Origin of the sequence: Flavobacterium terrigena (assembly GCF_900108955.1) — a bacterium.
In the GTDB taxonomy this organism is placed as follows: domain Bacteria; phylum Bacteroidota; class Bacteroidia; order Flavobacteriales; family Flavobacteriaceae; genus Flavobacterium; species Flavobacterium terrigena.
This window is the reverse complement of the sequence record NZ_FNYA01000002.1, coordinates 553,856-578,808: the sequence shown is the minus strand read 5'-3', so window position 1 is coordinate 578,808 and position 24,953 is coordinate 553,856. Positions and strand designations below refer to the sequence as shown.

25 protein-coding genes are annotated in these 24,953 nt (G+C 31.3%); 12 read left to right on the top strand and 13 right to left on the bottom strand.

Annotated features, from left to right (window positions below; all coding sequences use genetic code 11):
* Window positions 1–51: 51 nt before the first annotated feature.
* From BMX42_RS05955 to aspS, 6 genes are all read right to left on the bottom strand, one after another.
* The gene (locus BMX42_RS05955) at window positions 52–1,290 is read right to left on the bottom strand and encodes an NADH-quinone oxidoreductase subunit D (RefSeq protein ID WP_091310382.1); all 1,239 of its coding nucleotides are present in this window, start codon (window positions 1,288–1,290) and stop codon (window positions 52–54) included.
* Window position 1,291: 1 nt separating this feature from the next.
* Window positions 1,292–1,819 (bottom strand): NADH-quinone oxidoreductase subunit C, encoded by a 528-nt coding sequence (locus BMX42_RS05950; RefSeq protein ID WP_091310379.1) that lies wholly within the window; start codon window positions 1,817–1,819, stop codon window positions 1,292–1,294.
* A 2-nt stretch (window positions 1,820–1,821) separates the two neighbouring features.
* On the bottom strand, window positions 1,822–2,370 hold the full coding sequence (locus BMX42_RS05945) for an NADH-quinone oxidoreductase subunit B (RefSeq protein ID WP_091310376.1): 549 nt from the start codon (window positions 2,368–2,370) through the stop codon (window positions 1,822–1,824).
* Between the two features lie 13 nt (window positions 2,371–2,383).
* Window positions 2,384–2,749, bottom strand: coding sequence for an NADH-quinone oxidoreductase subunit A (locus tag BMX42_RS05940; RefSeq protein WP_091310374.1), 366 nt, complete (start codon window positions 2,747–2,749; stop codon window positions 2,384–2,386).
* Window positions 2,750–2,927: 178 nt separating this feature from the next.
* Complete coding sequence (locus tag BMX42_RS05935) at window positions 2,928–3,128, bottom strand: cold-shock protein (RefSeq protein WP_091310371.1); 201 nt, start codon at window positions 3,126–3,128, stop codon at window positions 2,928–2,930.
* A gap of 72 nt (window positions 3,129–3,200) precedes the next feature.
* Complete coding sequence (gene aspS, locus BMX42_RS05930; protein WP_091310368.1) at window positions 3,201–4,955, bottom strand: aspartate--tRNA ligase; 1,755 nt, start codon at window positions 4,953–4,955, stop codon at window positions 3,201–3,203.
* A 135-nt stretch (window positions 4,956–5,090) separates the two neighbouring features.
* On the opposite strand from aspS, the gene BMX42_RS05925 reads away from it, so the two are divergent.
* From BMX42_RS05925 to BMX42_RS05905, 5 genes are all read left to right on the top strand, one after another.
* Complete coding sequence (locus BMX42_RS05925; RefSeq protein WP_091310365.1) at window positions 5,091–6,086, top strand: TlpA family protein disulfide reductase; 996 nt, start codon at window positions 5,091–5,093, stop codon at window positions 6,084–6,086.
* A gap of 121 nt (window positions 6,087–6,207) precedes the next feature.
* Complete coding sequence (locus BMX42_RS05920) at window positions 6,208–7,197, top strand: aspartate-semialdehyde dehydrogenase (protein ID WP_091310362.1); 990 nt, start codon at window positions 6,208–6,210, stop codon at window positions 7,195–7,197.
* A gap of 97 nt (window positions 7,198–7,294) precedes the next feature.
* Window positions 7,295–7,639, top strand: coding sequence for a hypothetical protein (locus BMX42_RS05915; protein ID WP_091310360.1), 345 nt, complete (start codon window positions 7,295–7,297; stop codon window positions 7,637–7,639).
* Between the two features lie 144 nt (window positions 7,640–7,783).
* Window positions 7,784–9,994: a TonB-dependent receptor gene (locus tag BMX42_RS05910; RefSeq protein ID WP_091310357.1), complete on the top strand. Its 2,211-nt coding sequence runs from the start codon at window positions 7,784–7,786 to the stop codon at window positions 9,992–9,994.
* 38 nt (window positions 9,995–10,032) lie between these two features.
* A complete protein-coding gene (locus BMX42_RS05905) occupies window positions 10,033–12,132 on the top strand; it encodes a prolyl oligopeptidase family serine peptidase (protein ID WP_091310354.1) in 2,100 nt (699 codons plus the stop codon).
* A gap of 75 nt (window positions 12,133–12,207) precedes the next feature.
* Here the strand turns inward: BMX42_RS05905 and BMX42_RS05900 are convergent, their stop codons facing one another.
* Window positions 12,208–13,005, bottom strand: a complete 798-nt coding sequence (locus BMX42_RS05900) for a TIGR00266 family protein (RefSeq protein WP_091310350.1) — start codon at window positions 13,003–13,005, stop codon at window positions 12,208–12,210.
* A gap of 204 nt (window positions 13,006–13,209) precedes the next feature.
* Here BMX42_RS05900 and BMX42_RS05895 point away from each other — a divergent pair, with 204 nt between their 5' ends.
* From BMX42_RS05895 to BMX42_RS05880, 4 genes are read left to right on the top strand one after another with little or no spacing between them, the layout of a single operon-like run.
* Entirely contained in the window at window positions 13,210–16,980 is a 3,771-nt protein-coding gene (locus BMX42_RS05895) for a TraB/GumN family protein (protein ID WP_143055608.1), read from the top strand.
* A complete protein-coding gene (locus BMX42_RS05890) occupies window positions 16,981–17,649 on the top strand; it encodes a queuosine precursor transporter (RefSeq protein ID WP_091310343.1) in 669 nt (222 codons plus the stop codon).
* Entirely contained in the window at window positions 17,642–18,199 is a 558-nt protein-coding gene (locus tag BMX42_RS05885) for a DNA-3-methyladenine glycosylase I (protein ID WP_091310340.1), read from the top strand. The genes BMX42_RS05890 and BMX42_RS05885 overlap by 8 nt, the downstream gene beginning before the upstream one ends.
* A gap of 41 nt (window positions 18,200–18,240) precedes the next feature.
* A complete protein-coding gene (locus tag BMX42_RS05880) occupies window positions 18,241–18,462 on the top strand; it encodes a VF530 family protein (protein ID WP_177169127.1) in 222 nt (73 codons plus the stop codon).
* A gap of 185 nt (window positions 18,463–18,647) precedes the next feature.
* Here the strand turns inward: BMX42_RS05880 and aat are convergent, their stop codons facing one another.
* The 3 genes from aat to BMX42_RS05865 form a co-directional block, all read right to left on the bottom strand.
* Window positions 18,648–19,283: a leucyl/phenylalanyl-tRNA--protein transferase gene (gene aat, locus BMX42_RS05875; protein ID WP_091310336.1), complete on the bottom strand. Its 636-nt coding sequence runs from the start codon at window positions 19,281–19,283 to the stop codon at window positions 18,648–18,650.
* Window positions 19,284–19,385: 102 nt separating this feature from the next.
* Window positions 19,386–19,766 carry a DUF3127 domain-containing protein gene (locus tag BMX42_RS05870; protein ID WP_091310332.1) on the bottom strand — a complete coding sequence of 127 codons (381 nt, stop codon included), beginning with the start codon at window positions 19,764–19,766 and terminating at the stop codon, window positions 19,386–19,388.
* A gap of 12 nt (window positions 19,767–19,778) precedes the next feature.
* Window positions 19,779–20,654: a flavin reductase family protein gene (locus tag BMX42_RS05865; RefSeq protein WP_091310328.1), complete on the bottom strand. Its 876-nt coding sequence runs from the start codon at window positions 20,652–20,654 to the stop codon at window positions 19,779–19,781.
* A gap of 123 nt (window positions 20,655–20,777) precedes the next feature.
* Here BMX42_RS05865 and BMX42_RS05860 point away from each other — a divergent pair, with 123 nt between their 5' ends.
* Complete coding sequence (locus tag BMX42_RS05860; RefSeq protein WP_091310324.1) at window positions 20,778–21,929, top strand: sensor histidine kinase; 1,152 nt, start codon at window positions 20,778–20,780, stop codon at window positions 21,927–21,929.
* Here BMX42_RS05860 and BMX42_RS05855 read toward each other — a convergent pair.
* The 3 genes from BMX42_RS05855 to greA all read right to left on the bottom strand — a co-directional run bounded on the left by BMX42_RS05855 (window position 21,926) and on the right by greA (window position 23,831).
* Window positions 21,926–22,834, bottom strand: coding sequence for a hypothetical protein (locus tag BMX42_RS05855; protein WP_091310321.1), 909 nt, complete (start codon window positions 22,832–22,834; stop codon window positions 21,926–21,928). The two genes, BMX42_RS05860 and BMX42_RS05855, sit on opposite strands and share 4 nt — an antisense overlap.
* A gap of 52 nt (window positions 22,835–22,886) precedes the next feature.
* Window positions 22,887–23,276: an HIT family protein gene (locus BMX42_RS05850; protein ID WP_091310318.1), complete on the bottom strand. Its 390-nt coding sequence runs from the start codon at window positions 23,274–23,276 to the stop codon at window positions 22,887–22,889.
* A 78-nt stretch (window positions 23,277–23,354) separates the two neighbouring features.
* On the bottom strand, window positions 23,355–23,831 hold the full coding sequence (greA, locus tag BMX42_RS05845) for a transcription elongation factor GreA (protein WP_091310314.1): 477 nt from the start codon (window positions 23,829–23,831) through the stop codon (window positions 23,355–23,357).
* A gap of 149 nt (window positions 23,832–23,980) precedes the next feature.
* Between greA and BMX42_RS05840 the strand changes: the two genes are divergently transcribed.
* On the top strand, window positions 23,981–24,412 hold the full coding sequence (locus BMX42_RS05840; RefSeq protein WP_091310312.1) for a Rieske (2Fe-2S) protein: 432 nt from the start codon (window positions 23,981–23,983) through the stop codon (window positions 24,410–24,412).
* Complete coding sequence (locus tag BMX42_RS05835) at window positions 24,412–24,945, top strand: glutathione peroxidase (protein WP_091310308.1); 534 nt, start codon at window positions 24,412–24,414, stop codon at window positions 24,943–24,945. Before BMX42_RS05840 ends, BMX42_RS05835 begins: the two co-directional genes overlap by 1 nt.
* Window positions 24,946–24,953: the final 8 nt, after the last annotated feature.

Below are 24,953 nucleotides of genomic sequence, written 5' to 3'. Positions count from 1 at the left end.
TATTTTAAATTTTGAATTTTAAGATTTTAAAACTCATCATTTATAATTTTATTAAGCGTCTAATTCGCCAGCAATTACATTTAAACTTGATAAGATTACAATGGCATCTGACAACATTGAACCTTTAATCATTTCAGGATATGCTTGATAATATATAAAACTTGGTCTTCTGAAATGTAATCTATATGGAGTTCTACTTCCGTCTGTAATTAAATAGAATCCTAATTCACCATTACCACCTTCAACAGGATGATAAACTTCAGCAACTGGAACAGGAACTTCACCCATTACAATTTTAAAGTGATAAATTAAGGCTTCCATATTATGGTATACATCTTCTTTTGGAGGAAGGTAATAATCTGGAACATCTGCGTGATATACATTTCCTTCTGGCATTTTATCTAAAGCCTGACGGATAATGCTTAAACTTTCCCAAACTTCAGCGTTTCTTACACAGAATCTGTCGTAAGTATCACCTGATTTTCCAACAGGAATATTAAATTCGAAATCTTCGTAAGAAGAGTATGGTTGTGCCACACGAACGTCATAATCTACACCAGCCGCTCTTAAGTTCGGGCCTGTAAATCCGTAAGACATAGCTTGTTCAGCTGTAATTGGTCCTACGTTAACTGTTCTGTCTATAAAAATTCTATTTCTTGTAAATAAATCTTCAAATTCTTTCCAAGCAACTGGGAAATCTTTTAAAAATACATCTAGTAATTCAAATGCTTTTGGTGTCCAATCTCTTTCGAAACCACCAATTCTTCCCATATTTGTTGTTAAACGAGCACCACAAATTTCTTCGTAAATTTCATAAACCTTTTCACGGAATTGAAATACATAAAGGAAACCTGTATATGCACCAGTATCTACTCCTAAAATAGAGTTACAAATTAAATGGTCGGTAATACGAGCTAATTCCATTACGATAACACGTAAATATTGTGCGCGTTTTGGAACTTCGATATCTAATAATTTTTCTAAAGTCATCCACCAAGCCATGTTATTGATTGGCGATGAACAATAATTCATTCGGTCTGTAAGCGGTGTAATTTGATAAAATGGGCGATTTTCCGCGATTTTCTCAAATGCTCTATGAATGTAACCAATTGTAGGTTCTGCATCTAAAATTCTTTCTCCATCCATTAATAAGATGTTTTGAAAAATTCCGTGAGTGGCAGGGTGAGTTGGTCCTAAGTTTAAAATTGCTAATTCACTTCCGTCTTCATTGTGACGTTCTTCGATATATTTATAATATCTGTGATCTGCAGGTAGTACTACGTTTCCCATGTTAAATTGCTGAATTATTAACGGTTCTGCCAAAGAAACGGTCGTCTTTGTCTGTTCTTCCTGAATCTTCCAATGGGAATTCTTTTCTCATTGGGAAAGATACCATTTCGTCCATATTTAAAATACGAACTAAATTTGGATGCCCTTTGAAAATGATTCCGTAGAAATCGAAAGTTTCTCTTTCCATCCAATCTGCACAATTATATAATGAAGTTACAGATTTTATTTCTGGAGTTGTTCCGTTTAAAAATGTTTTTACTCTAATTCTTTTGTTTTCGTACCAATTGTGTAAATGATACACCACACAAAATTGTTCGTTTACTTCGCTATCTGGATAATGTACACCACAAAGGTCAGTAAGAAAATTAAAGTTCAAAGAAGGCTCTTCTTTTAAAAACTTTATTACGTTATACACTACATCTGCATTCGCTTCTAATACAAACATGTCGTATTCAGTTCTGAAATACTTTACATGCTCACCAAAAGTTTCTTGCAATTTGTTTTGTATGTCTAATGATTCTAAAGCCATTATTATTCTATGTTATATGAAGCTAACAATTCCTTATATTCTGGAGAATGTCTTCTTCTTTGAGATTCACTTTTTACTAACTCTTGTAATTGCATCACGCCATCAACAATTTGTTCCGGACGTGGTGGGCAACCTGGTACATAAACGTCTACAGGAATTACTTTGTCAATTCCTTGTAAAACAGAATACGTATCAAAAATACCACCTGAAGAAGCGCAAGCTCCAACCGCAATAACCCAACGAGGTTCTGACATTTGTTCGTAAACTTGACGTAAAATTGGCGCCATTTTTTTTGAGATTGTCCCCATTACTAACAACATATCCGCCTGACGAGGAGAAAAACTCACACGTTCAGAACCAAAACGAGCTAAATCGTAATGTGAAGCCATTGTTGCCATAAATTCAATACCACAGCATGAAGTGGCAAACGGCAATGGCCATAATGAATTGGCACGAGCTAAACCAACTACTTGGTCTAATTTCGTTGCGAAGAACCCTTCACCAACATGCCCTTCTGGAGCGTCAACCATATTTACTTTATTCTTTTCCATACGTTCCAATTTGTTATTCCCAAACTAATGCTTTCTTCTTAATTACATAGAAGAAACCAATTAGTAATAAAATCATAAAGATACTCATCTTAATCAACCCATCAACGCCCATTTCTTTAAAATTTACGGCCCAAGGATACATGAAAATAACTTCCACGTCAAAAAGAACGAATAAAATAGCTACTAAAAAGTATTTTACAGAAAAAGGAATACGTGCGTTTCCAACAGATTCAATTCCACATTCGAAACTTTTGTCTTTGTTTACAGATGATCTTTTTGGACCTAATAAGTTAGAAATTGCAATAGTTCCAGCAACAAACCCTACAGCAAGCACAACTTGCATTAGAATTGGTATAAAATCGATTTGAGAATTTTGCATTTTTAGTGTTGATTTGAAAATAGCTACAAAAATAATTTGTATTGTGGTATTATCAAAATTTAAACTCTAATAAGAATAGTAATTTCATTAAAATGAATACATTTATAATCATTCTAAATAAAAAATAAGGCACAAAAAAAACGCTCCTTTATGGGGAGCGTTTTTAGACGGTAATAAATTAATCGTTTAATATTACAACATTCGTTGCTACAATTCCTTTTCTTCCTTCTTCTTCTTCGTAACTAACACGGTCTCCTTCGTTTAAGTTTTCAACCTTGATTCCTGTAGCGTGAACAAAAATGTCCTTACCTGTATCTTCGTTAGTGATGAAACCAAAACCTTTAGTTTCATTGAAGAATTTTACTGTTCCTGTTTGCATTATATGCGTATTTAATTATTAATAATGAGCAAATATATAAATTTATTCGACACAAGCAAGAAAATTGTGATTTTATTTTGTGATATTTAACTTGATGCTTAATTCTTCTAATTGTTTGTCGTCAATTGCAGAAGGCGCATCAATCATAACATCTCTTCCAGAATTGTTTTTTGGGAAGGCAATAAAGTCTCTGATAGTCTCTTGTCCGCCTAAGATGGCAACCAATCTGTCCAATCCAAAAGCTAAACCTCCGTGTGGTGGTGCACCGTATTGGAAAGCACTCATTAAGAAACCAAATTGATTTTCTGCTTCTTCTTTTGAGAAACCTAATAATTCGAACATTCTAGCTTGTAAATCTCTATCGTGAATACGAATCGAGCCACCGCCAATTTCATTTCCGTTTAAAACCATATCGTAAGCGTTGGCTCTAATTTTACCTGGATCGGTAGTAATTAAATGCATATCTTCTGGTTTTGGAGAAGTGAATGGGTGGTGCATCGCATGATATCTTTCAGATTCTTCATCCCATTCTAATAAAGGGAAATCTAAAACCCAAAGAGGTGCAAATACATCCGGATTTCTCAATCCTAAACGCGTTGCTAATTCCATACGTAATGCAGAAAGTTGTGTTCTTGTTTTATCTGTATTTCCACATAAAACAAATATCATATCACCAGGTTTTGCACCAGTAATTTCTGCCCATTTTTTTAAGTCTTTTTGATCGAAAAATTTATCTACAGATGATTTTAAACTTCCGTCTAATTCATATTTACAATAAATCATTCCTGTTGCGCCAATTTGAGGGCGTTTTACCCAATCAATTAAAGCATCAATTTCTTTTCTAGTATATGATGCACAACCTGGAGCGGCAATTCCAACTACAAATTCAGCAGCGTTAAATACTGGGAAATCTTTATGTTTTGTTACTTCGTTTAATTCACCAAATTCCATTCCGAAACGAATATCTGGTTTGTCATTACCATACGTTTTCATGGCGTAATCGTAAGTAATACGAGGAAATTTTTCAACTTCAATTCCTTTAACTTCTTTCAATAAATGACGGGTTAATCCTTCAAACTGATTTAAAATATCTTCTTGTTCTACGAAAGCCATTTCGCAGTCAATTTGTGTAAATTCTGGTTGTCTATCGGCACGTAAATCTTCATCACGGAAACATTTCACAATTTGGAAATATTTATCCATTCCACCAACCATCAATAATTGTTTGAAAGTTTGTGGCGATTGTGGTAACGCGTAAAATTGTCCTTCGTTCATTCTACTTGGCACTACGAAATCACGCGCACCTTCTGGAGTAGATTTAATTAAATATGGCGTTTCAACTTCACAAAAACCTTGGTTAGATAAATAGTTTCTTACTTCTTGTGCCACTTTATGACGGAATAATAAACTGTTTTTAACTGGATTTCTACGAATATCTAAATAACGATATTTCATTCTGATGTCTTCACCACCGTCCGTTTCATCTTCAATAGTGAATGGAGGCGTTAATGAATCGTTTAGAATCGTTAATTCAGAAACTAAAATTTCAATATCACCAGTTGGTATGTTTTTGTTTTTAGATTCACGCTCAATTACAGTACCTTTTACTTGAACTACAAATTCACGACCTAAAGATTTTGCTTTATCAAAAATAGCTTTGTCGGTTCTGGTTTCGTCTAAAATTAATTGTGTAATTCCATATCGGTCACGCAAATCAATCCAAATCATAAATCCTTTATCACGTGTTTTTTGAACCCAACCTGCTAATGTAACTTCCTGATTAATATGTGTAGCATTTAATTCGCCACAAGTAAAACTTCTAAACATTGTTTTTTATTTTTTGCAAAAGTATAATAATTTTAAATTTTATTAAGTTTAAAGGCTAATAATCTTAACAATTTTTTAGGTAATTATATTTATAAAACTTTTATATTTACGCTTTATATTTTAAAAATAACTAAAATGACACAAAACAAAACATTTTTAATTGCAGTATTAGCGGGAGTTTTTTCTTTAACAGCAAGCGCTCAAGTAAAATTTTCAGCAAAAATTGCGAACAAGCCAACAGATACCATTTATGTAAAATCAAGAGGTTTTAGTCAAATGATTGTAGCTGATAAAAAAGGGAATTTTAATTCAACTTTTAAAGTTACAGACGGTATGTTTAAGTTGGAAGTAGATGAGCAATATGCGGATTTATATTTAACAAACACAACTGATATTCAAGTTGCTTTAGATTATAAAGATTTTGATAATACGATTAAATTTAAAGGAAAAGGCGCAAATGAAAATACTTTTTTAGCTGCTGAAACTTTAAAACAGGCTGATCAATCTAAGATGGAACCAATGATGAAGGCTGAAAATTTAGACGCGTTAAATGTAGAAGTTGCTAAATATAAAGAAAGCATTTTCGCAGCTATGCCTAAAGATTTAGATGCAGGTTTTGTAACGAAATACAAAACAGATGTAGAAAATGGTATGAAAGGAATGGTTCAATATTTAGCTTCTAGTTTTGAATTAAAAAAATTGAACGGAACAGCTTCGCCTTCATTTAATTTCGAAAATCATAAAGGTGGATTAACTTCTTTAGAAAGTTTAAAAGGGAAATATGTGTATATTGATGTTTGGGCTACATGGTGTGGACCTTGTCGTCAAGAGATTCCTTTTTTACAAAAAACAGAAGAAGCTTATCACGGGAAAAATATCGAATTCGTAAGTATTTCTGTTGATGTAATGAAAGACAAAGAAAAATGGAACAAATTTGTTACAGATAAAAACTTAGGTGGAATTCAATTATTAGCAGATAAAGATTGGAAATCTGATTTCGTTCAAGGATATAAAATTAATGGTATACCAAGATTTATCTTAATTAGTCCAGAAGGAAAAATTGTAAGTGCTGATGCACCAAGACCATCATCACCAGAATTAGTGACTTTATTAGACTCATTAGTAAAGTAATAACTCAAAAATAAAAGAACTGCTTTCGGGCAGTTTTTTTATGATTATTAACTTTTTTAGTTAAAAATGTTAGCGATAAGTTTTATACTTTTGCAGTGCTAAAAAAATAAAATTTAAACAAATGAAAGTAGCCGTTGTTGGAGCCACTGGAATGGTGGGAGAAGTAATGCTTCAAATATTAAAAGAAAGAAATTTTCCAGTTACGGAATTAATTCCTGTTGCCTCAGAAAAATCTGTTGGTAAGGAAATTGAATTCGACGGGAAAAAATATAAAGTTGTTGGTTTGCAGACAGCTGTAGATATGAAAGCAGATATTGCTTTGTTTTCTGCAGGAGGAGAAACTTCTTTAGCTTGGGCGCCAAAATTTGCTGCAGCTGGAACTACAGTTATTGATAATTCTTCAGCTTGGAGAATGGACGAAACTAAGAAATTAGTGGTTCCAGAAATCAATGCGGATATCTTAACGAAAGACGATAAAATTATTCCAAATGCGAATTGTTCTACAATTCAATTAGTGATGGCTTTAGCACCATTACATAAGAAATATAAAATCAAACGTGTAATTGTTTCAACTTACCAATCTATCACTGGAACAGGTGTAAAAGGTGTGCAACAATTAGAAAACGAATATGCAGGTATTAAAGGCGAAATGGCTTACAAATACCAAATTCACAGAAATGCAATTCCACAATGTGATGTTTTTGAAGATAACGATTATACCAAAGAAGAAATGAAATTGGTTCGTGAAACACAAAAAATCTTAAACGATAAAACGATTGGTGTTACGGCAACTGCTGTTAGAATTCCAGTTGTTGGTGGACATAGTGAAGCAGTAAACGTAGAATTTCATAACGATTTTGATGTGAACGAAGTACGTACAATTTTACACAACACACCTGGAATTACAGTTCAAGATAATTTAGATACTTTTACATATCCAATGCCATTTTATGCAGAAGGTAAAGATGATGTTTTCGTTGGAAGAATCCGTAGAGATGGAAGTCAGCCAAATACATTAAATTTATGGATTGTTGCTGATAATTTACGTAAAGGAGCAGCTACAAACACAGTTCAAATTGCTGAATATCTAGTTAAGAATAATTTGGTGTAAGATCAAATAAATGTTTTAAAAAGAGCTTTAATTTTAAAGCTCTTTTTTATGTAATTTTTTTAACATTTTTTAATTAGAAAATGATTATTTTCGCAAAATGAATGTTTCAAAAAATCATGTAAAAACGAATATATTAATGGCTTTGGCAATTCTTTTTGCTATATGCTATCAATCGTTGCACATTTTTACGGATGAAGCACATCAACATCATTCTCATGATGAAATAGCTCATAAAAACACTTCTAAAACACAATTTTCACAAGATAATCATGAAGATTGTCCGGTCTGTGATTTTCAATTCGCAGCGTTTTTAGCGGAAGATATTTATGTAGTTCATTTATTTTCTCCACAACCAAAATTCCATTTTTCTAATACTTACGAATCTATCGTAAAAGAAAAGGAATTTTTATGTTTCTCTCATCGAGGTCCGCCTGTAGTTTAAATTTGTCATTCTGAACTTGATTCAGAATCTTTCTTTTGATTTATTAAAACAAAAAACACTCATTACTCAAATATTTTATTTGTGCTAATCTGTGAAATCTGTGTTTAAAATATTTCTATTACATTAAATTTAAACTTTACAAAAATGAAAAAATATATTTTTCTCATCATTTTGATGGGCTTTACAAGTATGGGCTTTGCTCAAAATTCCATTTCTGGAACCATAAAAAACGAAAATAATGAAGCAATTTATAATGTTGAAATTTCAGTTTCAGATGCTAATATTCATACGAAATCTAACGAAAACGGACAGTTTGAAATCAAGAATCTACCTATTGGAAAATGGACTTTAATTTTCAAAAAAGATAAATTCGAAATTAAATCCGAACAAATTTCAGTCGGAAAAGAAGAACAAAAAACACTTGATATTGTTTTAGAAGAAGAACATCATCATATCGATGAAATTTTAGTTTCTTCTGTTTTCAATAAAACACAAAATGAAAATGTGGTAAAAATTGACCATATTAATCTAAAACAAATCCAAAATTCCGGCGCTATTAATTTATCAGATGCTTTGGCGACAAATCCAGGCGTAAGTGTAGTTTCGACTGGAGTTTCAATCGGAAAACCTGTTATTCGTGGATTAAGCGGAAACAGAGTTTTAACTTACGCACAAGGCATCCGATTGGAAAATCAACAATTTGGAGAAGAACACGGTTTAGGATTAAATGCAAACGGACAAGAAAGTGTGGAAATCATAAAAGGTCCAGCTTCTTTATTATATGGCTCGGATGCGATGGGCGGCGTTTTGTATTTCAATCCAGAAAAATACGCCGCAAATAATAAAACAGAATTGTCCGTAAATCAGGTTGTAAATAGCAATACACAAGGTTCTAATAGTTCGGTAACGTTAAAAACTTCGGAAGATAAATTTAAGTTTTTAGTCCAAAATAATTACACGACTCACGCCGATTATAAAACACCAAATGGGGAATCAGTTGTGAATACACGTTTCATTGAAAAAGATTTTAAAGTTGGAACTTCTTTTGCGACTTCGCGATACGTAGCCGATTTTCGTTACAATTATAACGATTTAAATTTAGGTTTACCCGAAGAAGATATCGAAGATTCTAAATTCAGAACGCCTTTATTTCCAAGTCAGAAAATCGAAAATCATTTGTTGAGTTTCAATCAGAAAGTATTCTTTAAAAATTCGAAATTAGAAGCAACTGCTGGTTATGTTTTTAACGATAGAAAAGAATTAGAAGGTGCTGATGAAATCGCACTTTTTATGAAATTGAAAACCTTCAATTATAACGTGAAATATTATTTACCTCATTTTGGAAATTTTGAAACAATAATTGGTTTTCAAGGAATGAACCAGAAAAACAGAAATTTCGGAGAAGAAAGATTGATTCCAGATGCTAAAATTGCAGATATTGGTTTCTTTGGAACTTCGCAATATAAATTCAATAAAAATCTGTTGCAATTTGGTGTACGATACGATTTTAGAAACGTAAATATCCAAGAATTTGGAGATATTGGCACAGAAGGTTCTTTTCAAAAATTAGATAAAGATTTTGAAAGTATTAATGCTTCATTAGGATTTAAAACACAAATTACCGAAAAAATCACATCTCGAATTAACGTCGCAACAGGTTTCAGAGCGCCAAACTTATCTGAATTATCTTCAAATGGTGTGCACGAAGGAAGTAATCGTTATGAAATTGGAAATGGCAACTTAAAAAACGAGCAAAATTTTCAAGTGGATTTGAATGTCGATTATAATGCGGAACATTTTGATTTTTTTGCGAACGGATTTTATAATAAGATCAACAATTATATTTTTATTTCGCCAAACGGAAATGTAATTGACGATAATTTTGTTTATGATTATTTGCAAAATAATGCGACTTTATATGGTGGTGAAGCTGGAATTCACTTGCATTTACATGAAATGGATTGGTTACACATGACGAGTAGTTATGAAATGGTAATTGGGGAATTAGACAACAAATCGAGTTTGCCTTTAATTCCAGCAAATCAATGGAAAAATAACTTTAGAGCTAATTTCGATGTGTCGAAAAGTATAAAAAATAGCTTTGTTTTCTTGCAAGCAAATTACACGTTTAATCAAAATAAAATTGGCGAATTTGAAACCAAAACCAATGATTATTTATTGCTTTCTTCAGGAATTGGGACAGATATTCAGTTGAAAAAATCGAAATTTAACATATATTTTACAGCTACAAACTTATTAAATAAAGAATATGTAGCACATTTATCTCGTTTAAAAGCAGATGGAATTTACAATATGGGAAGAAATATAATTTTAGGTGTAAATTTTAATTTGTAGAATTATATATTTGTAACACAACAAAAAACTACTAACAGATGAAAAAAACAATCATTTTTGCAACTTTAATTAGTTCAGTCGGAATTATGGCTCAAAATAAAATTACCTATCCAAAAACCAAGAAAATAGACCATAAAGATGTTTATTTTAATACAGAAGTTATTGACGCTTATCATTGGCTTGAAGACGATAGAAGTGCCGAAACAGAAAGTTGGGTAAAAGCAGAAAACGTGGTTACGTATAACTATTTAGACCAAATTCCATTCCGTAAAAACATTAAAACTAGAATGGAAAAGTTATGGAATTACGAAAAAATTTCTGCGCCATTTGTGGAGGGAAAATATACGTATTTCTATAAAAATAACGGACTTCAAAATCAATCTGTTTTATTTAGAAAAGACGCTTCTGGAAAAGAAGAAGTTTTTTTAGATCCGAATACTTTTTCTAAAGATGGTACAACTTCTTTAGCCGGAACTAATTTTACACAAGATGGAAGTTTAGTGGCGTATCAAATTTCAGAAGCCGGTTCAGATTGGAGAAAAGTAATTGTATTAAATGCGGTTACAAAAGAAAAAATTGGTGAAACTATTGTAGATGTTAAGTTCAGCGGTATTTCTTGGTATAAAAATGAAGGTTTTTATTATTCAAGTTACGATAAACCAACGGGAAGCGAATTGTCTGCAAAAACAGATCAACATAAATTATATTATCACAAATTAGGAACGGCTCAATCTGAAGATAAAGTTGTTTTTGGTGCTGATATTAAAAGAAGATATGTTGGTGGCGGTGTAACAGAAGATAATAGATACTTGGTAATTACTGCTGCAAATGCAACAAGTTCAAACGAATTGTATTTGGTAGATTTAACGAAACCAAAGTTTGAAGTACAAATTTTAGTCAACAATATGTTTCATGATTATGATGTTATTGATAATCGCGGAAGTAAATTATATGTGACTACAAATAACAACGCACCAAATAAAAAATTAATGATTATTGATGCAAATAAACCTGAATTAACAAATTGGGTTGATGTAATTCCTGAAACGGAAAATGTTTTATCTATTTCAACTGGTGGCGGATTTATTTTTGCTAATTATATGAAAGATGCTATTTCTGTGGTGAAACAATATAATTATGATGGTGCTTTAATTTCGGAAGTAAAATTACCTGGAATTGGAACGGCGAGTGGTTTCGGAGGAAAAAAAGAAGAAAAAATATTGTACTATACTTTTACAAATTATACGACACCTAGTTCAGTTTATTCTTTTGATGTGAAATCAGGAAAGTCTTCTGTTTATGAAAAACCGAAAGTAGATTTTAATTCTGATGAATACGAGTCGAAGCAAGTGTTTTATACTTCAAAAGATGGAACTAAAATTCCAATGATTATCACACACAAAAAAGGGCTGAAATTAAATGGGAAAAATCCAACTATTTTATATGGTTACGGAGGTTTTAATATCAGTTTAACACCGGCTTTTAGTATTGCAAATGCCGTTTGGTTAGAAAATGGTGGTGTTTATGTTGTAGCTAATTTACGTGGTGGTGGAGAATATGGAAAAAAATGGCATGATGCTGGAACACAATTGAAAAAGCAAAATGTGTTTGATGATTTCATTGTCGCTGCAGAATATTTAATCGCTCAAAAATATACGTCATCTCAATATTTAGCAATCAAAGGTGGTTCGAATGGTGGTTTGTTAGTTGGAGCAACCATGTTACAACGTCCGGATTTATTTAAAGTGGCGTTGCCTGCAGTTGGAGTTTTAGATATGTTACGTTACCATACATTTACAGCAGGTGCTGGTTGGGCATACGATTATGGAACAGCAGAACAAAGTGAAGAAATGTTCAATTATATCAAAAATTATTCACCAGTTCATAACGTAAAAAAAATAGAATATCCAGCAACTTTAGTGACAACTGGTGATCATGATGATAGAGTAGTGCCAGCGCATAGTTTTAAATTTGCTGCAGAATTGCAAGAGAAACAACAAGGAACTAATCCAGTTTTAATTCGAATTGATGTCAATGCTGGTCATGGTGCAGGAAAATCAACGGAAGCAATTATCAACGAACAAGTAGATATTCAAGCATTTACTTTGTTCAATATGGGAATTAAAAGTGTGAAGTAATAATCACTTATAAAGTATAAATTTTAACCCTCCGAGAGTTCAAAACTCTCGGAGGGTTTTTTATAAGTTTGAAGTTTAAAAATTATCTCCGTCTAATAATCTTCCGACTCCGCCAAGTAAACTTCCTTCTTCTTTTCCTCCGCCATTTTGAGGCGCGTTGGCTAAAATTCTACCAGCTAATCGGCTAAACGGTAACGATTGCACAAATACAGTTCCAGGTCCACGAAGTGTTGCATAAAACATTCCTTCACCACCAAAAATGGTATTTTTCACACCGCCAACAAATTCAATATCAAAATCTACATCTTGTGTATAACCCACCACACAACCTGTGTCAATTCGCATCACTTCACCAGGTGCTAATTCTTTTTTGGCTAAAGTTCCACCAGAATGTACAAATGCCATTCCGTCGCCTTCCAATTTTTGCATAATAAAACCTTCGCCGCCAAATAAAGCTCTTCCGATTTTTTTAGAAAATTCAATTCCAACTGAAACACCTTTTGCAGCACACAAGAAAGCATCTTTTTGACAAATAAATTTTCCGTTATACGCTTTTAAATCTATAGCAATTATCTTTCCAGGATAAGGCGAAGCAAAAGATACTTTTTTCTTTCCAGAAGCTTGGTTTTGAAAAGCAGTTATAAACAAACTTTCGCCTGTTAAAACTCTTTTTCCTGCAGAAAGTAATTTGCCAAAAATTCCCGATTGTTGTTGTGTGCTTCCATCACCAAAAATGGTTTCCATTTTTATACCATCTTCCATCATCATAAATCCGCCAGCTTCAGCTACAACAATTTCTTGCGGATCCAATTCGATTTCTACATATTGCATTTCTTCACCATAAATATGGTAATCTATCTCGTGTGCATTCATAATTTTTAAAGTTTAGTTTTTTTAAATTAGTAGAATAATTTGTAAAATGTTACAATTTTAAAACAAGTTTTAAATTATAGTATTCTTTCTATAAATACATTGAATTTTGTTGACTGAAAAACTTTAAAAGAACATATGTTAAATCCTGAAAAAAGTTATTTCAATTTGTTATATTTGGGGGAAATTAACCTAATATAATTCGTTTTGAAGAAGTTTTTATTTTTATTGACTTTTTTGTCAATAACTGCAGTAGCGCAAGAGAAGAAATACCAAAGTTTATTTTGGGAAATATCTGGAAACGGATTAACCAAAAAATCATATATGTATGGAACGATGCACGTTTCCGACAAGGTTTCTTTTCATTTATCTGATACTTTTTTCGAAAAATTATTAGCTTCAGATTTTATAGCAAACGAAAGCGAACCAAATACTTGGACGGAATTATACGATTTATTCAGTTTTTACAGATCTACAAAAACTAGTGGTAATTTTTATTCTAATTTCTATACATCGCCAATAGAAAAGAACAATTTATATTCTCTTTTCAGAGGTTCTAATTATAATTTAATCGGATTATTATCTCGTACGAATCAAGCCAATCAAGAATATCAAGAAGAAACCTATTTGGATATGTTCATTTACAGAACAGGAAGAAAATATGGTAAAAAAACTTTAGGTTTAGAAAACGTAAAAACTACGACTTTAAATATTGAAAAAGCGCAAGCTGAAATGGATAGAAGTGAAGTGGACGAAAACAAGCAGGCGTTTTTAAAAATCTTAAAAAAGCGTTCTTATGCTGAGGTTTTAAGAGATGCGTATAGAGAAAAAGATTTAGATTTAATTGATACTTTAAACATGCTTTCTTCTCCAAAATCGTACAACAAAGCGATGCTTTTTGACAGAAACGAAGTAATGTCTAAAAGCATGGATTCAATCATGAAAACGGGAAGTTTGTTTGCAGCAGTTGGTGCAGCACACTTACCAGGAAAAAATGGAATGATTGAAATGTTACGTAGAAAAGGATATACTGTAACGCCAATTCTTTCTGAATATACAGAAAAAGGAAAAAAATTAAAAAAACAAATTGAAGATTATTTTGTGAAACCGGTTTTTGAAGTAAATACTACTTCAGATGAAATGGTTTCTTTACCACTATTTCCTTTAGTTTTAAGAAATGAAGAAAATTTAGAATCTCCAGATTTAGGTAATGGAGGTTATATCAATGTGAAACGTATGTTGCTAAAAGATTTTATTAGCAAAAAAGACGAAAAATTCAATCATAAAACATTAGATAGTTTATTTTTCGAAAACATACCAGGTGAAATTTTGGAGAAAAAATCGTACCAAGAGAAAGGTAATTTTGTGTACGATATTAAAAGTAAAACGAAAACTGGTAAAAACGAAAGATATAGATATTACATCACACCACTTGAAATTATTGCAGTAATCATGAGCGGCGAAGGTGATTATGTTAGAAAATATGAAGATGAGGTGTATAACAATATTAAAATCAAATCGTACAAACAAGAAGTTGTAAATATTGTTCCAACGAAACAAAATTTTAAAGTAAAAATGCCTTCTTATTATTCGTTTGTAGGTAATAAAAAAGACAATAAAAAACTAGAAGATACAGAAATTTACGCTTTCGATGAGCAAGAAAATGCGCACTATTTCTTAATGGAAAGTACATTAATGGATATTTCTAATTTGGAAGATTCAGAATATGAATTGAAAAGAATGCACTATGAATTTTATAATGCACACGAATTAGATTCTACGCAAACCCATTTTGATAAAAACAAATTCGAATTCATTTCTCAATCTAAATTGAAAGAGAAAAATATTTTCTTGAAATCAGTATTAAAAGGAAATAAATATTATTTATTAGGAACTATAAATGCTTCTAAAAGCAAAGTAGATACGTTCTTCAATTCATTTGAAATTACAAATGCAAAAGAAGAAATAGTGTATAAAACGTTTAAAGATTCTACGGCTCATTTTTCTGTTGATATTCCGAAACAACAGAACGAATATTTAGATTTTAAATTCGAAAGGAAAAACAGATACAAAGAGGATGCGGATAAAGTCAATCATTTTGAAGTGAAATTTAAAACGTTTGAAATTTTCTCACCAAATAAAAATGTTGTTGAAATTACCTATTCTCAGCCACATAGATATGAAAGTTATGCGGTGTTAGATTCGTTATTTAACAGAATTAAGAAAAATATCGCAACAGATTTTGAAGCTAAAAATTATTCAAATAACAATAATGATTATTCAGATCTTGATGTGGTTGCTGTAGTTGATGCTGCTGCGGTTGATGCAACTTTGTCTTCAGTGGTAACTTTAAACGAAGAAAAAAAGGAAGAAAAATTTAATCCGTTAGATTATAAATCGACAACTTGGGATAAAACATTGGCCTTGTCAACAAATCAGAAATTAGATTTAACGAATGAAAAATTCACGAAAGACGAAGCGAATGATTATTATGTGTACGAAGTTTTAGCTACAAAACCAAAAAGCACACAAGCCATAAAATATAAAATTGTACTTAAAAAAGGCGAATATTATACGCTTGCCACTTTAGTAGACAAGAATTATAAAAACGATAATCCGTTTATTGAAAAGGTATTTAACACGTTTAAAGTTGACGATAAAATTACGTCGAGAACTTTTTTCGAAAACAAATTTAGCATTTTTGAAGAAGACTTAAATAGCGAACACGACAGCATTAGATATTCGTCAATAAAATCTTTTCATGATTTAAGAATCGAAGAAGCAGATTTTTCTAAATTGAAAGAATTAATTGAAAATTTCGAATTCCGTAAAGAAGAAATGGAATTTAAAGGTGATTTATACGAAAGTATTGGTTCTTTAAAATCTGCAGAAGTTATTCCGTTTTTAGAGCAAGCCTACAAAGCACAAGATGTTTCTACACAAACTCAATTTGCAATTTTAAGAGCGTTAACGTTTCAAAAAAGTAAAATTGCGTACAAAAAAATCGCAGAATTATTAGAATACGATTTACCCATTTCTGATGAATATGTAATTTCCGGATTGTTTAGTTTATTTACTTCAGATCTTGATAACTCACAAGTTTTATATCCAAATATATTAGAATATTATAGTATTAACGAGTTTCACGAACCAATTGTAGATTTTGTAAAAGTGTTACTAAATTCTGAGAAAGCACAATCGAAAAAATTAAAATCGTATAAAAAAATGTTGTTAACTAATGCGAAATTAGAATACAAACGATTGTTAAGTTGGAAATCAGAAGATGAAGCAAGCGATGAAGATGAATACGATTATAACGATGAAAATGGTGCGCCAGTAGAAGCATTTAATAGTTATTTGTCTATTTTATATCCGTTTAAAAACGAAAAAGATATGAGTCAATTGTATCAAAAAGCGGAAAAATTAAATATTGATGAATTAAATATCGCCATTGCCAACAGAGAATTGGCTAGAAATAAAAAGTTAGACAAGAACAATATTGAAAAATTAATTGAAAATCCGAAAACGAAATATACGGCTTTTCAAATGTTGTATCATAACAAACAAATGGATGAATTGAATAAGTTCAGCAAAGATTCAATTGTGAAAAATGCGATTCATTATTATGAAGATGTTAATGAAGAAAACGATTCAATTGTAATGTTAGATGAAAAAGTAATTACGCTAAAAGATAAAAAAATATCTTATTTCTTCTATAAAAAAATTAATATTGAAGATGATTCTTACGGGAAAAACGCTGAAAAATTAACAGCTATTGCTTTCGTTCATGATGAAAATAACAAGCTAAATTTAAAAGCATTTAGAAGATTCGACGAAGAAAAAATTATCGAAGATAAAGAAATTGAACACTTAATGAAGGTTATGATTAACGAATCGTTAAACGATAATCATTTGCGTGTGAGTTTCTCAAATGGAAGAGGAAATAGTTTTGAAGACGAAGCGTATTACGAAGACTAAATGCTAAGAACCAAAAAGGAAATAGTATACATCATTTTGGCGGGAATTTTTATAACAAACGCCATCACTGCCGAACTTATTGGAGGAAAACTAATTGAAGTTGGTCCTTTCGTATTAAGTATGGGGATTTTGCCGTGGCCAATAGTGTTTATTACAACCGATTTAATCAATGAATATTTTGGTAAAGAAGGCGTAAAAAGACTAAGTTACATTACGGCAGGTTTAATTGCCTATTGTTTTGTGGTTTTGTATTTCTCCATGAAAATTCCCGAAGCCAAAGGGATTAGTCCTGTTAGTAACGAACAATTTATTGCTGTTTTCGGACAAAGTAATTTGATTATTATAGGTTCAATCATTGCGTTTTTAGTGGCGCAGTTTTTAGATGTGACGATTTTTAGTTATTTCAAAAAGAAAACAGGTGAAAAAATGATTTGGTTACGAAGTACAGGTTCTACCGTTATTTCACAACTAATTGACTCTTTTATTGTAGGTGGAATTGCCTTTTACTTACCGGGAATTTGGAATACAAAGCAATATGTAGAATATTCTTTAACGGGCTATTCCTTCAAATTAATCATTGCAATTTGCTTAACACCATTAATATATTTAGGGCATTTCTTGATTGAGAAATACATTCATAAAGACGAAAAACTTATTATAAATGACTAAAAAACGTTGTGCTTGGTGCGAAAAAACCGATTTATATAAAGATTATCACGACAACGAATGGGGAAAACCCGTTTATGATGATCCCACTTTGTTTGAGTTTTTAATTTTAGAAACGTTTCAAGCGGGTTTAAGTTGGTATACGGTTTTAGTAAAACGTGACAATTTCAGAAAAGCATTTGCAGGTTTTGATGTGCAAAAAGTGGCGAAATTTACCGATGCCAAATTGCAAGTTCTAGCCGAAGATGTTGGAATTATCAGAAATAAATTAAAAATCAAAGCAGCAGTTACGAATGCACAAGCTTTTATAAAAGTGCAAGAAGAGTTTGGTAGTTTTTCGAAATACATTTGGGGTTTTGTAGATGGAAAACCAATAGATAATAATCGAAAAACACTAAGAGATGTTCCTGCAACAACAGAAATTTCAGATGCTTTAAGTAAAGATTTAAAAAAACGCGGATTCAAATTCGTAGGCTCAACCGTAGTTTATGCACACATGCAAGCCACTGGAATGGTGAATGATCATGTGGAAGATTGTTGGGTGAGAAATTAGTTTTTAAGCATTATACACTATACAAAATAGATTATACAAAAATGAGCAACGATCCACTTCACGGCATAACTTTAAAAGCAATTCTCGAAAAATTAGTCGATTATTATGGCTTTGATACGCTTGGCGAATTGATAAAAATTAAATGTTTTAATGAAAATCCAACCATTAAATCTAGTTTAACTTTTTTACGAAAAACCGAATGGGCACGAAAAAAAGTAGAAGAGTTATATGTAAGAAGTTTGAAAAAATTTGATGCTAGATAAAGCGTTCTTTATTTTGAAAATTTTAAATTTAGCCAAGAATTTTTGAATTTATTGTTTTAAACTTTCGATTTATTTCGAATTTTCATCGTAGATGAATAAATTTTGACGTAAAATTTTAAGCGCAAACTATAATTCGTGAATTCGTGGTTGTAGAAAATAAATCTTTACGATACTCTGAGTAAAATCTAACCTTTCAAAATCGCTAAAAACTCTTCACGGTCAATTTCAATACAACCTAAACTTTCTAGATGATTGTTATGAACCTGGCAATCTAACAATTTATAATTCGCCATTTCTAATTGTTTTGCCAAATGAATAAAACCAACTTTACTCGCATTTGGAACTTTAGAAAACATACTTTCACCACAAAACACATCGCCTAAATCAATGCCGTATAAACCGCCAACGAGTTTGTTATTTTGCCAAACTTCCACACTTTTAGCATGACCTAATTCGTGCAATTTGCAATAAGCTTCTACAATTTCATCTGAAATCCAAGTGCCATCTTGGTCTTTTCTTGGTGATTGCTGACAATTAGAAATCACCTCTTTAAAAGCAGTATTAAAAGTAACTTGAAATTCCTTTCTGTTTAAAATGTTTCGCATGCTTTTCGTAATTCGTAAATTCTCGAAAAACAACACCATTCTTTCTTCTGGACACCACCATAAAATGGGTTCCTCTTCATTATACCAAGGGAAGATCCCGTTTTGGTAAGCCAATAACAATCTTTCAGGAGACAAATCGCCACCAACAGCAATAATACCTTCTAATGAGGTTTCTGAAGCTGGAGGAAAATAAAGTTCAGGTGTTAAAAAATACATTTTTTAAGTTTCAAAAAATCAATTTCAAATTAGAAATATTAAAAAAAGCCAGAAATTAAGTAAAACCTTAACTCCTGACTTCTATCTTCAGACTTCTAACTTTTAGAAAGGTAAATCGTCGTGCTCTTCTTCTTTAAAGTCAGTTGCAGGAGCAAAAGCTTCAGCAGCTGGCATAGGTGGCATTTCTGGAGCGCCAGCAGGAGCTGCAGCGGCTACTCTTTCAATTCTCCAACCTTGAATTGAGTTAAAATATTTTGTTTCACCTTGAGGATTCACCCATTCTCTACCTCTTAAATTGATAGAAACTTTAACTTGTTCTCCAACTTGGTAAGAATTTAAATCGTCAACTTTTGCTTGCGTAAATTCAATCATAATATGTTGTGGATACTGCTCTTCAGTAGTAACAACTAATTCTCTCTTTTTGAATGAAGCACTAACGTCTTGAGTAGCTCCAATCATTTTAATTTTTCCAATAACTTCCATAATCTCTATAATTTATTTTTCTGCTAATAACAGTTTCCAAGCGTTTAAAACCTGATTGTTGTCTAAATATTCTTTTGCTTTTGTGAATTTTGTATCGAAATCGTCTGAACTTAAAACAGCTTTCACTTCAAAATTTTCTTTTACAAATATAGTAATTTCTTCTTCATTTGGAATAGCTTCTATATTTCCTAATTTTCCTAAATCATTTCCGTTGAAATATCCACTTTCTTTAATAAAATTCGGAATAGAATCTACACCAATTCCTAAAGTTGTTAAGGGTTTCTCTACTTCAAATAATCCAGCATTAGCACGACTGTACCAATTTCCTCCTAAACGTGAAACCACATCAATTTTACGTTGATCAATCATTTGATTTTCGTCTAAAATACTTTCGTGAATATGAATTTTAACCACTTCGCAAATAATCAAATTCCCAGCACCACCTTGGTCACCCAAAGCGATAATATCGTTAATTTTACATTCAAATTGAACCGGACTTTCAGCAACTCTAAATGGTTTTACAATATCCGAAGGAAGCATCGTAAACCCAGCTTTTTCAAATTCATTTACACCATCAGGATATTCTGTACTCGACAAACTCATTTGTTGTACAATATCGTAATTTACAATATTAATAACAACTTCATTCGTGTTTTGAGCATTAATTAAAGTATGTTTTATCGTATTATCTCGAACTCTTCTCGCTGGCGAAAAAATCAATATCGGCGGATTGCTGCTAAACACATTAAAAAAACTAAATGGCGACAAATTCGGGTTTCCGTTCAGGTCTAAAGTACTAGCAAAAGCAATAGGTCTAGGCGCTACAGCACTTTGTAAATACCCTTGTAATTTTGCTGGTGAAATTTCTTTTGGATCAATGCTTAACATAAATTGTAATTTTTTACAAATATACTTGAATTCTTTAATTAGACTTTGTAAAAAAATCAAAAAACTATTCACTAATTACAATTCACTACTCACTTTTTGTTATTTTTACTCAAAATACATTCTATGCAGTTTTCTGAAAAAAGAAATCTTACACGTTGGATCATAATTATTTCCTCGTTTTTAATTGCTTCCTTAATTTTATGGAATACCTATATCTTTTTCCAAATTTTTAAAGAAGAGGAACGTAATAAAGTAGAACTTTGGGCTAAGGCTTTAAAAAATATAAGAAATTCAGATATAGATGCGGATATTTCATTACCAACATTTATAATAGAAAACAATAAAAATATTCCTTTAATTCTTGCGGATAAAAAACTTAACATTATAAACAGTGCAAATATTGATTCTTTGATTACGAAAGATTCTGTAAAAATTAAAAATTATTTTAATAGTTTGAAGAATCAAAATCAGCCTATTAAAATACAATTTGCACCTGATGATTATAATTTGGTGTATTATGGAGATTCTCCAATGCTAAATAAACTAAAATATTATCCAATAGCTTTATTGTTGGTGGCTTTATTATTTGGCGGTGTGGTATATAACTTTTATCGCGCGACTAAAATGGCAACTCAAAATAAACTTTGGGCAGGAATGGCGAAGGAAACGGCGCATCAAATAGGAACGCCTTTGTCTTCATTAATTGGTTGGTTGGAATTGTTGAAATTAGATAATGTAGAAGAATCTACGATTACTGAAATTGAAAAAGACATCAATCGTTTGCAAACCATAACCGATAGATTTTCGAAAATTGGAAGTGAACCTATTTTAGAAAAAAAAGATATTATTGAAGAAACAAAATCATCTTTTGAATATTTACAAGCCAGAACTTCTAAGCAAGTTAGTTTCGATTTTAGAGCACCAAGTAAACCACTTTACGTCTCGTTAAATCCGACATTGCATAGTTGGACTATTGAAAATTTAGTAAAGAATTCTATTGATGCGATGAAAGGAAAAGGTAAACTTTTTATTGAAATTGTAGAAGGTGACACGAATGTTTATATTACTGTTACCGATACTGGAAGTGGTATTCCTAAAAATAAATTTAAAACCGTTTTTGAACCAGGTTACACGTCTAAAAAGCGCGGTTGGGGATTAGGTTTGTCACTTACCAAACGAATTGTACAAGAGTATCACAAAGGAAAAATTAGAGTAGTGAGTTCGGAAATTGGCAAAGGAACTACAATGCAAATGAGTTTTAAAAAAGAGAGTTAATATTTTACATCTATAAGTTTTGGTTTCTGTTTTGTGGTTTTTATTAGTTTAAATGTTTTTCCGTCCCAAGAATAATATTCGGTAGATTTTTTAACTTCATGAATCGTATATGAACCATCTTTAGCTTCGCTAACTTCTTCGTCTTCTTCAATATTCTTAATGATCATATCGGTTTGTCCACCTTTTTCTTTTGGGAAGATAAATTCTTCTGTATGGTAATAAACACCAGCATCTCCAACATCGTATTTCTCTGGAAGAAGTAAAAATTCTTTTCCGTTCCAGCCAAAATAAAAATGGTACGTTGGGATACCGCAAGCTTGCCCGCTAAAAGAAATTCGATATACATCTGAGACTTCTTTTAAACCCCAACTTTTAATTGCTGAATTTTGAAAATAAATACTTTCTGATAATTCTTTAGAAATTGATTTTTCATTTATAATTTGATTTTCAGAATTTATGGCTTTGACAGAAATTCGACAAAATTCTCCATCATATTCGTAATCATTTTGCTTTACTTTTTTACTGTATTTAGAATCGATAGTCGTTAAAAAAGTGGTGTTGCCTTTTGTAGAACTTCCAACGGCTATAAAACCTTTCCAAAGAAAACCCGTTTTCACTTGGTTGTTTTTATGATATTCAATTTCAACCCAAGATAAATTTAAACCTTTAATGTTTAGATATTCTTCGGTGTTTTTTAGAACTTTAATTTTAGTTCCAATTTGTAAAGAATCTAATAATTGACTGTTAGATGTAGAATCTTGCCTGACATAACAATTTTTTGCGCCAATTACAGCTTCAATTCCGTTTTCATTGATGTAATTAAATTCCCAAAAATAATTTTCAGTCGTAATGTCTTGAGAAAAAACAAAATTTGAGAATAATAAAAAAAGGATGATTTTTTTCATGAATAAGATAAAAAAAATCCACAAACTCATTTAAAATTTGTGGAATTTGGTTTTATAAATTTTCACCGATTTGCTTAGCTAATGCTGTAAATTCTTCTGGTGTTAAAGTTGTTTTTCGTTGGAAACGCATATCGTCCATATCGTGAAGTGGAATCAGATGCACATGAGTGTGTGGTACTTCTAAACCAACAACCGCTACGCCAATTCGTTTGCAAGGAACTGTTTTTTCTAAAGCAATGGCTACTTTTCTTGAAAATGCCATTAAACCTAAGTATAATGTTTCTTCCATGTCGAAAATTTTATTAATCTCTTGCTTCGGCACACATAAAGTATGACCTTTTGCATTCGGATTAACATCTAAAAAAGCAATAAAATCTTCGTTTTCTGTAATTTTATAACAAGGGATTTCTCCGTTGATTATTTTTGTGAAAATAGAACTCATAATTAAAACAATTTCGTCAATTCGAGTGTTTTTTGATTTTATTTAATTGAGAAATGAAATCAAAAAATGTATCGAGAATTAGTCGCGTGTAATTTCTAAAACTTCAAATTTCAATACTCCATTTGGCACATTGATTTCTGCAATTTCACCTACTTTTTTACCTAATAAACCTTTTCCAATTGGAGAAGTTACTGATATTTTTCCAGTTTTTAAATCTGCTTCACTTTCTGCAACTAATTTATATGTTAGTTCCATTCCGTTCGTTTGATTTTTAATTTTTACATTAGATAAAACCAATGCTTTTGATAAATCTAAAGTCGATTCATCAATAATTCTTGCGTTAGAGACTACTTCTTCCATTTTAGAAATACGCATTTCTAACAAACCTTGAGCTTCTTTTGCAGCATCGTATTCCGCGTTTTCAGATAAATCTCCTTTATCTCTTGCTTCTGCAATAGCTTGTGATGCTTTTGGGCGCTCTATAGATTTAAGTTGGTCTAACTCGTCTTTTAAATGTTTTAATCCTTCTGCTGTGTAGTAAGATACTGTGCTCATAACTTCATTAATTTATAAAATAGAAAAAATCCCACAACTATGGGATTCCCTTTTTGCAAAGATATAATTTATTTAACTATTTTTCGTTTACTATATTAGTTTGTCAAATATAAATAAATTAAATTTGATAATTCAAATAAATATAAAAAATGAAAAGATTTTTTTACCTAGTTGTTTTGTTTTTAGCTACTTTGTCTTGTGAAAAAGACAAAGAAACGAGTAATAACAATCCGTATTTACCAAATTATTCGTTTGAAGTTAATTTAAATATGAGTTTTCCTCAATATGCTACTTTGCAATATCCTTCTAATGCTGTTTATGTAAATTCTGCAGGTGCGGGAATTAGAGGTTTGATTGTTTTTAATGCGGGTAGTGGAAATTACTTGGCATATGATGCTGCTTGTCCTAATCAAGCTTTGTCAGATTGCTCTACCATGACAATTAATTCAATTAATGCGAAATGTCCTTGCGATGACGCTGAATATAGTTTGTACACAGGTTTATCTGCTGGAAAGAAATATCCTATGAAAGCTTATAGAGTACAAATGGTTGACGCAACAACTATTAAAGTGTATAATTAATGTTTGAAAGTATTTTTTCGTTCTTTAAAAAAGATACAAAAACGTATCCGAAAGGTTCTGTTCATTCTTTTATGGTGAAGAATTTGCAAGGGAATGACTTTGATTTTTCCACTTTAAAAGGAAAGAAAATACTAATTGTAAATACTGCTTCTAAATGCGGATTAACACCTCAGTACGAAAAATTACAGGAAATTTACGAAAAATATAAAACTCAAAATTTCGAAATAATAGGTTTTCCTTCAAATGATTTTTTGTGGCAAGAACCAGGGAATTCAAATGATATTCAAGAGTTTTGTAGTGTAAATTACGGTGTTACTTTTCCTATGATGGAAAAAATTTCTGTAAAAGGAAGAAATAAACATCCGGTTTATGAATTCCTGACTAAGAAATCTGAAAATGGAGTAGAAGATTCCAAAGTAAAATGGAATTTTCAAAAGTATTTATTGAATGAAAATGGTGAGTTAGAAAAAGTAATTCTACCAAAAATTCAACCAGATGATGAAAGTATCACGAATTGGATTGAAGGTAAATAAAAAAGGCT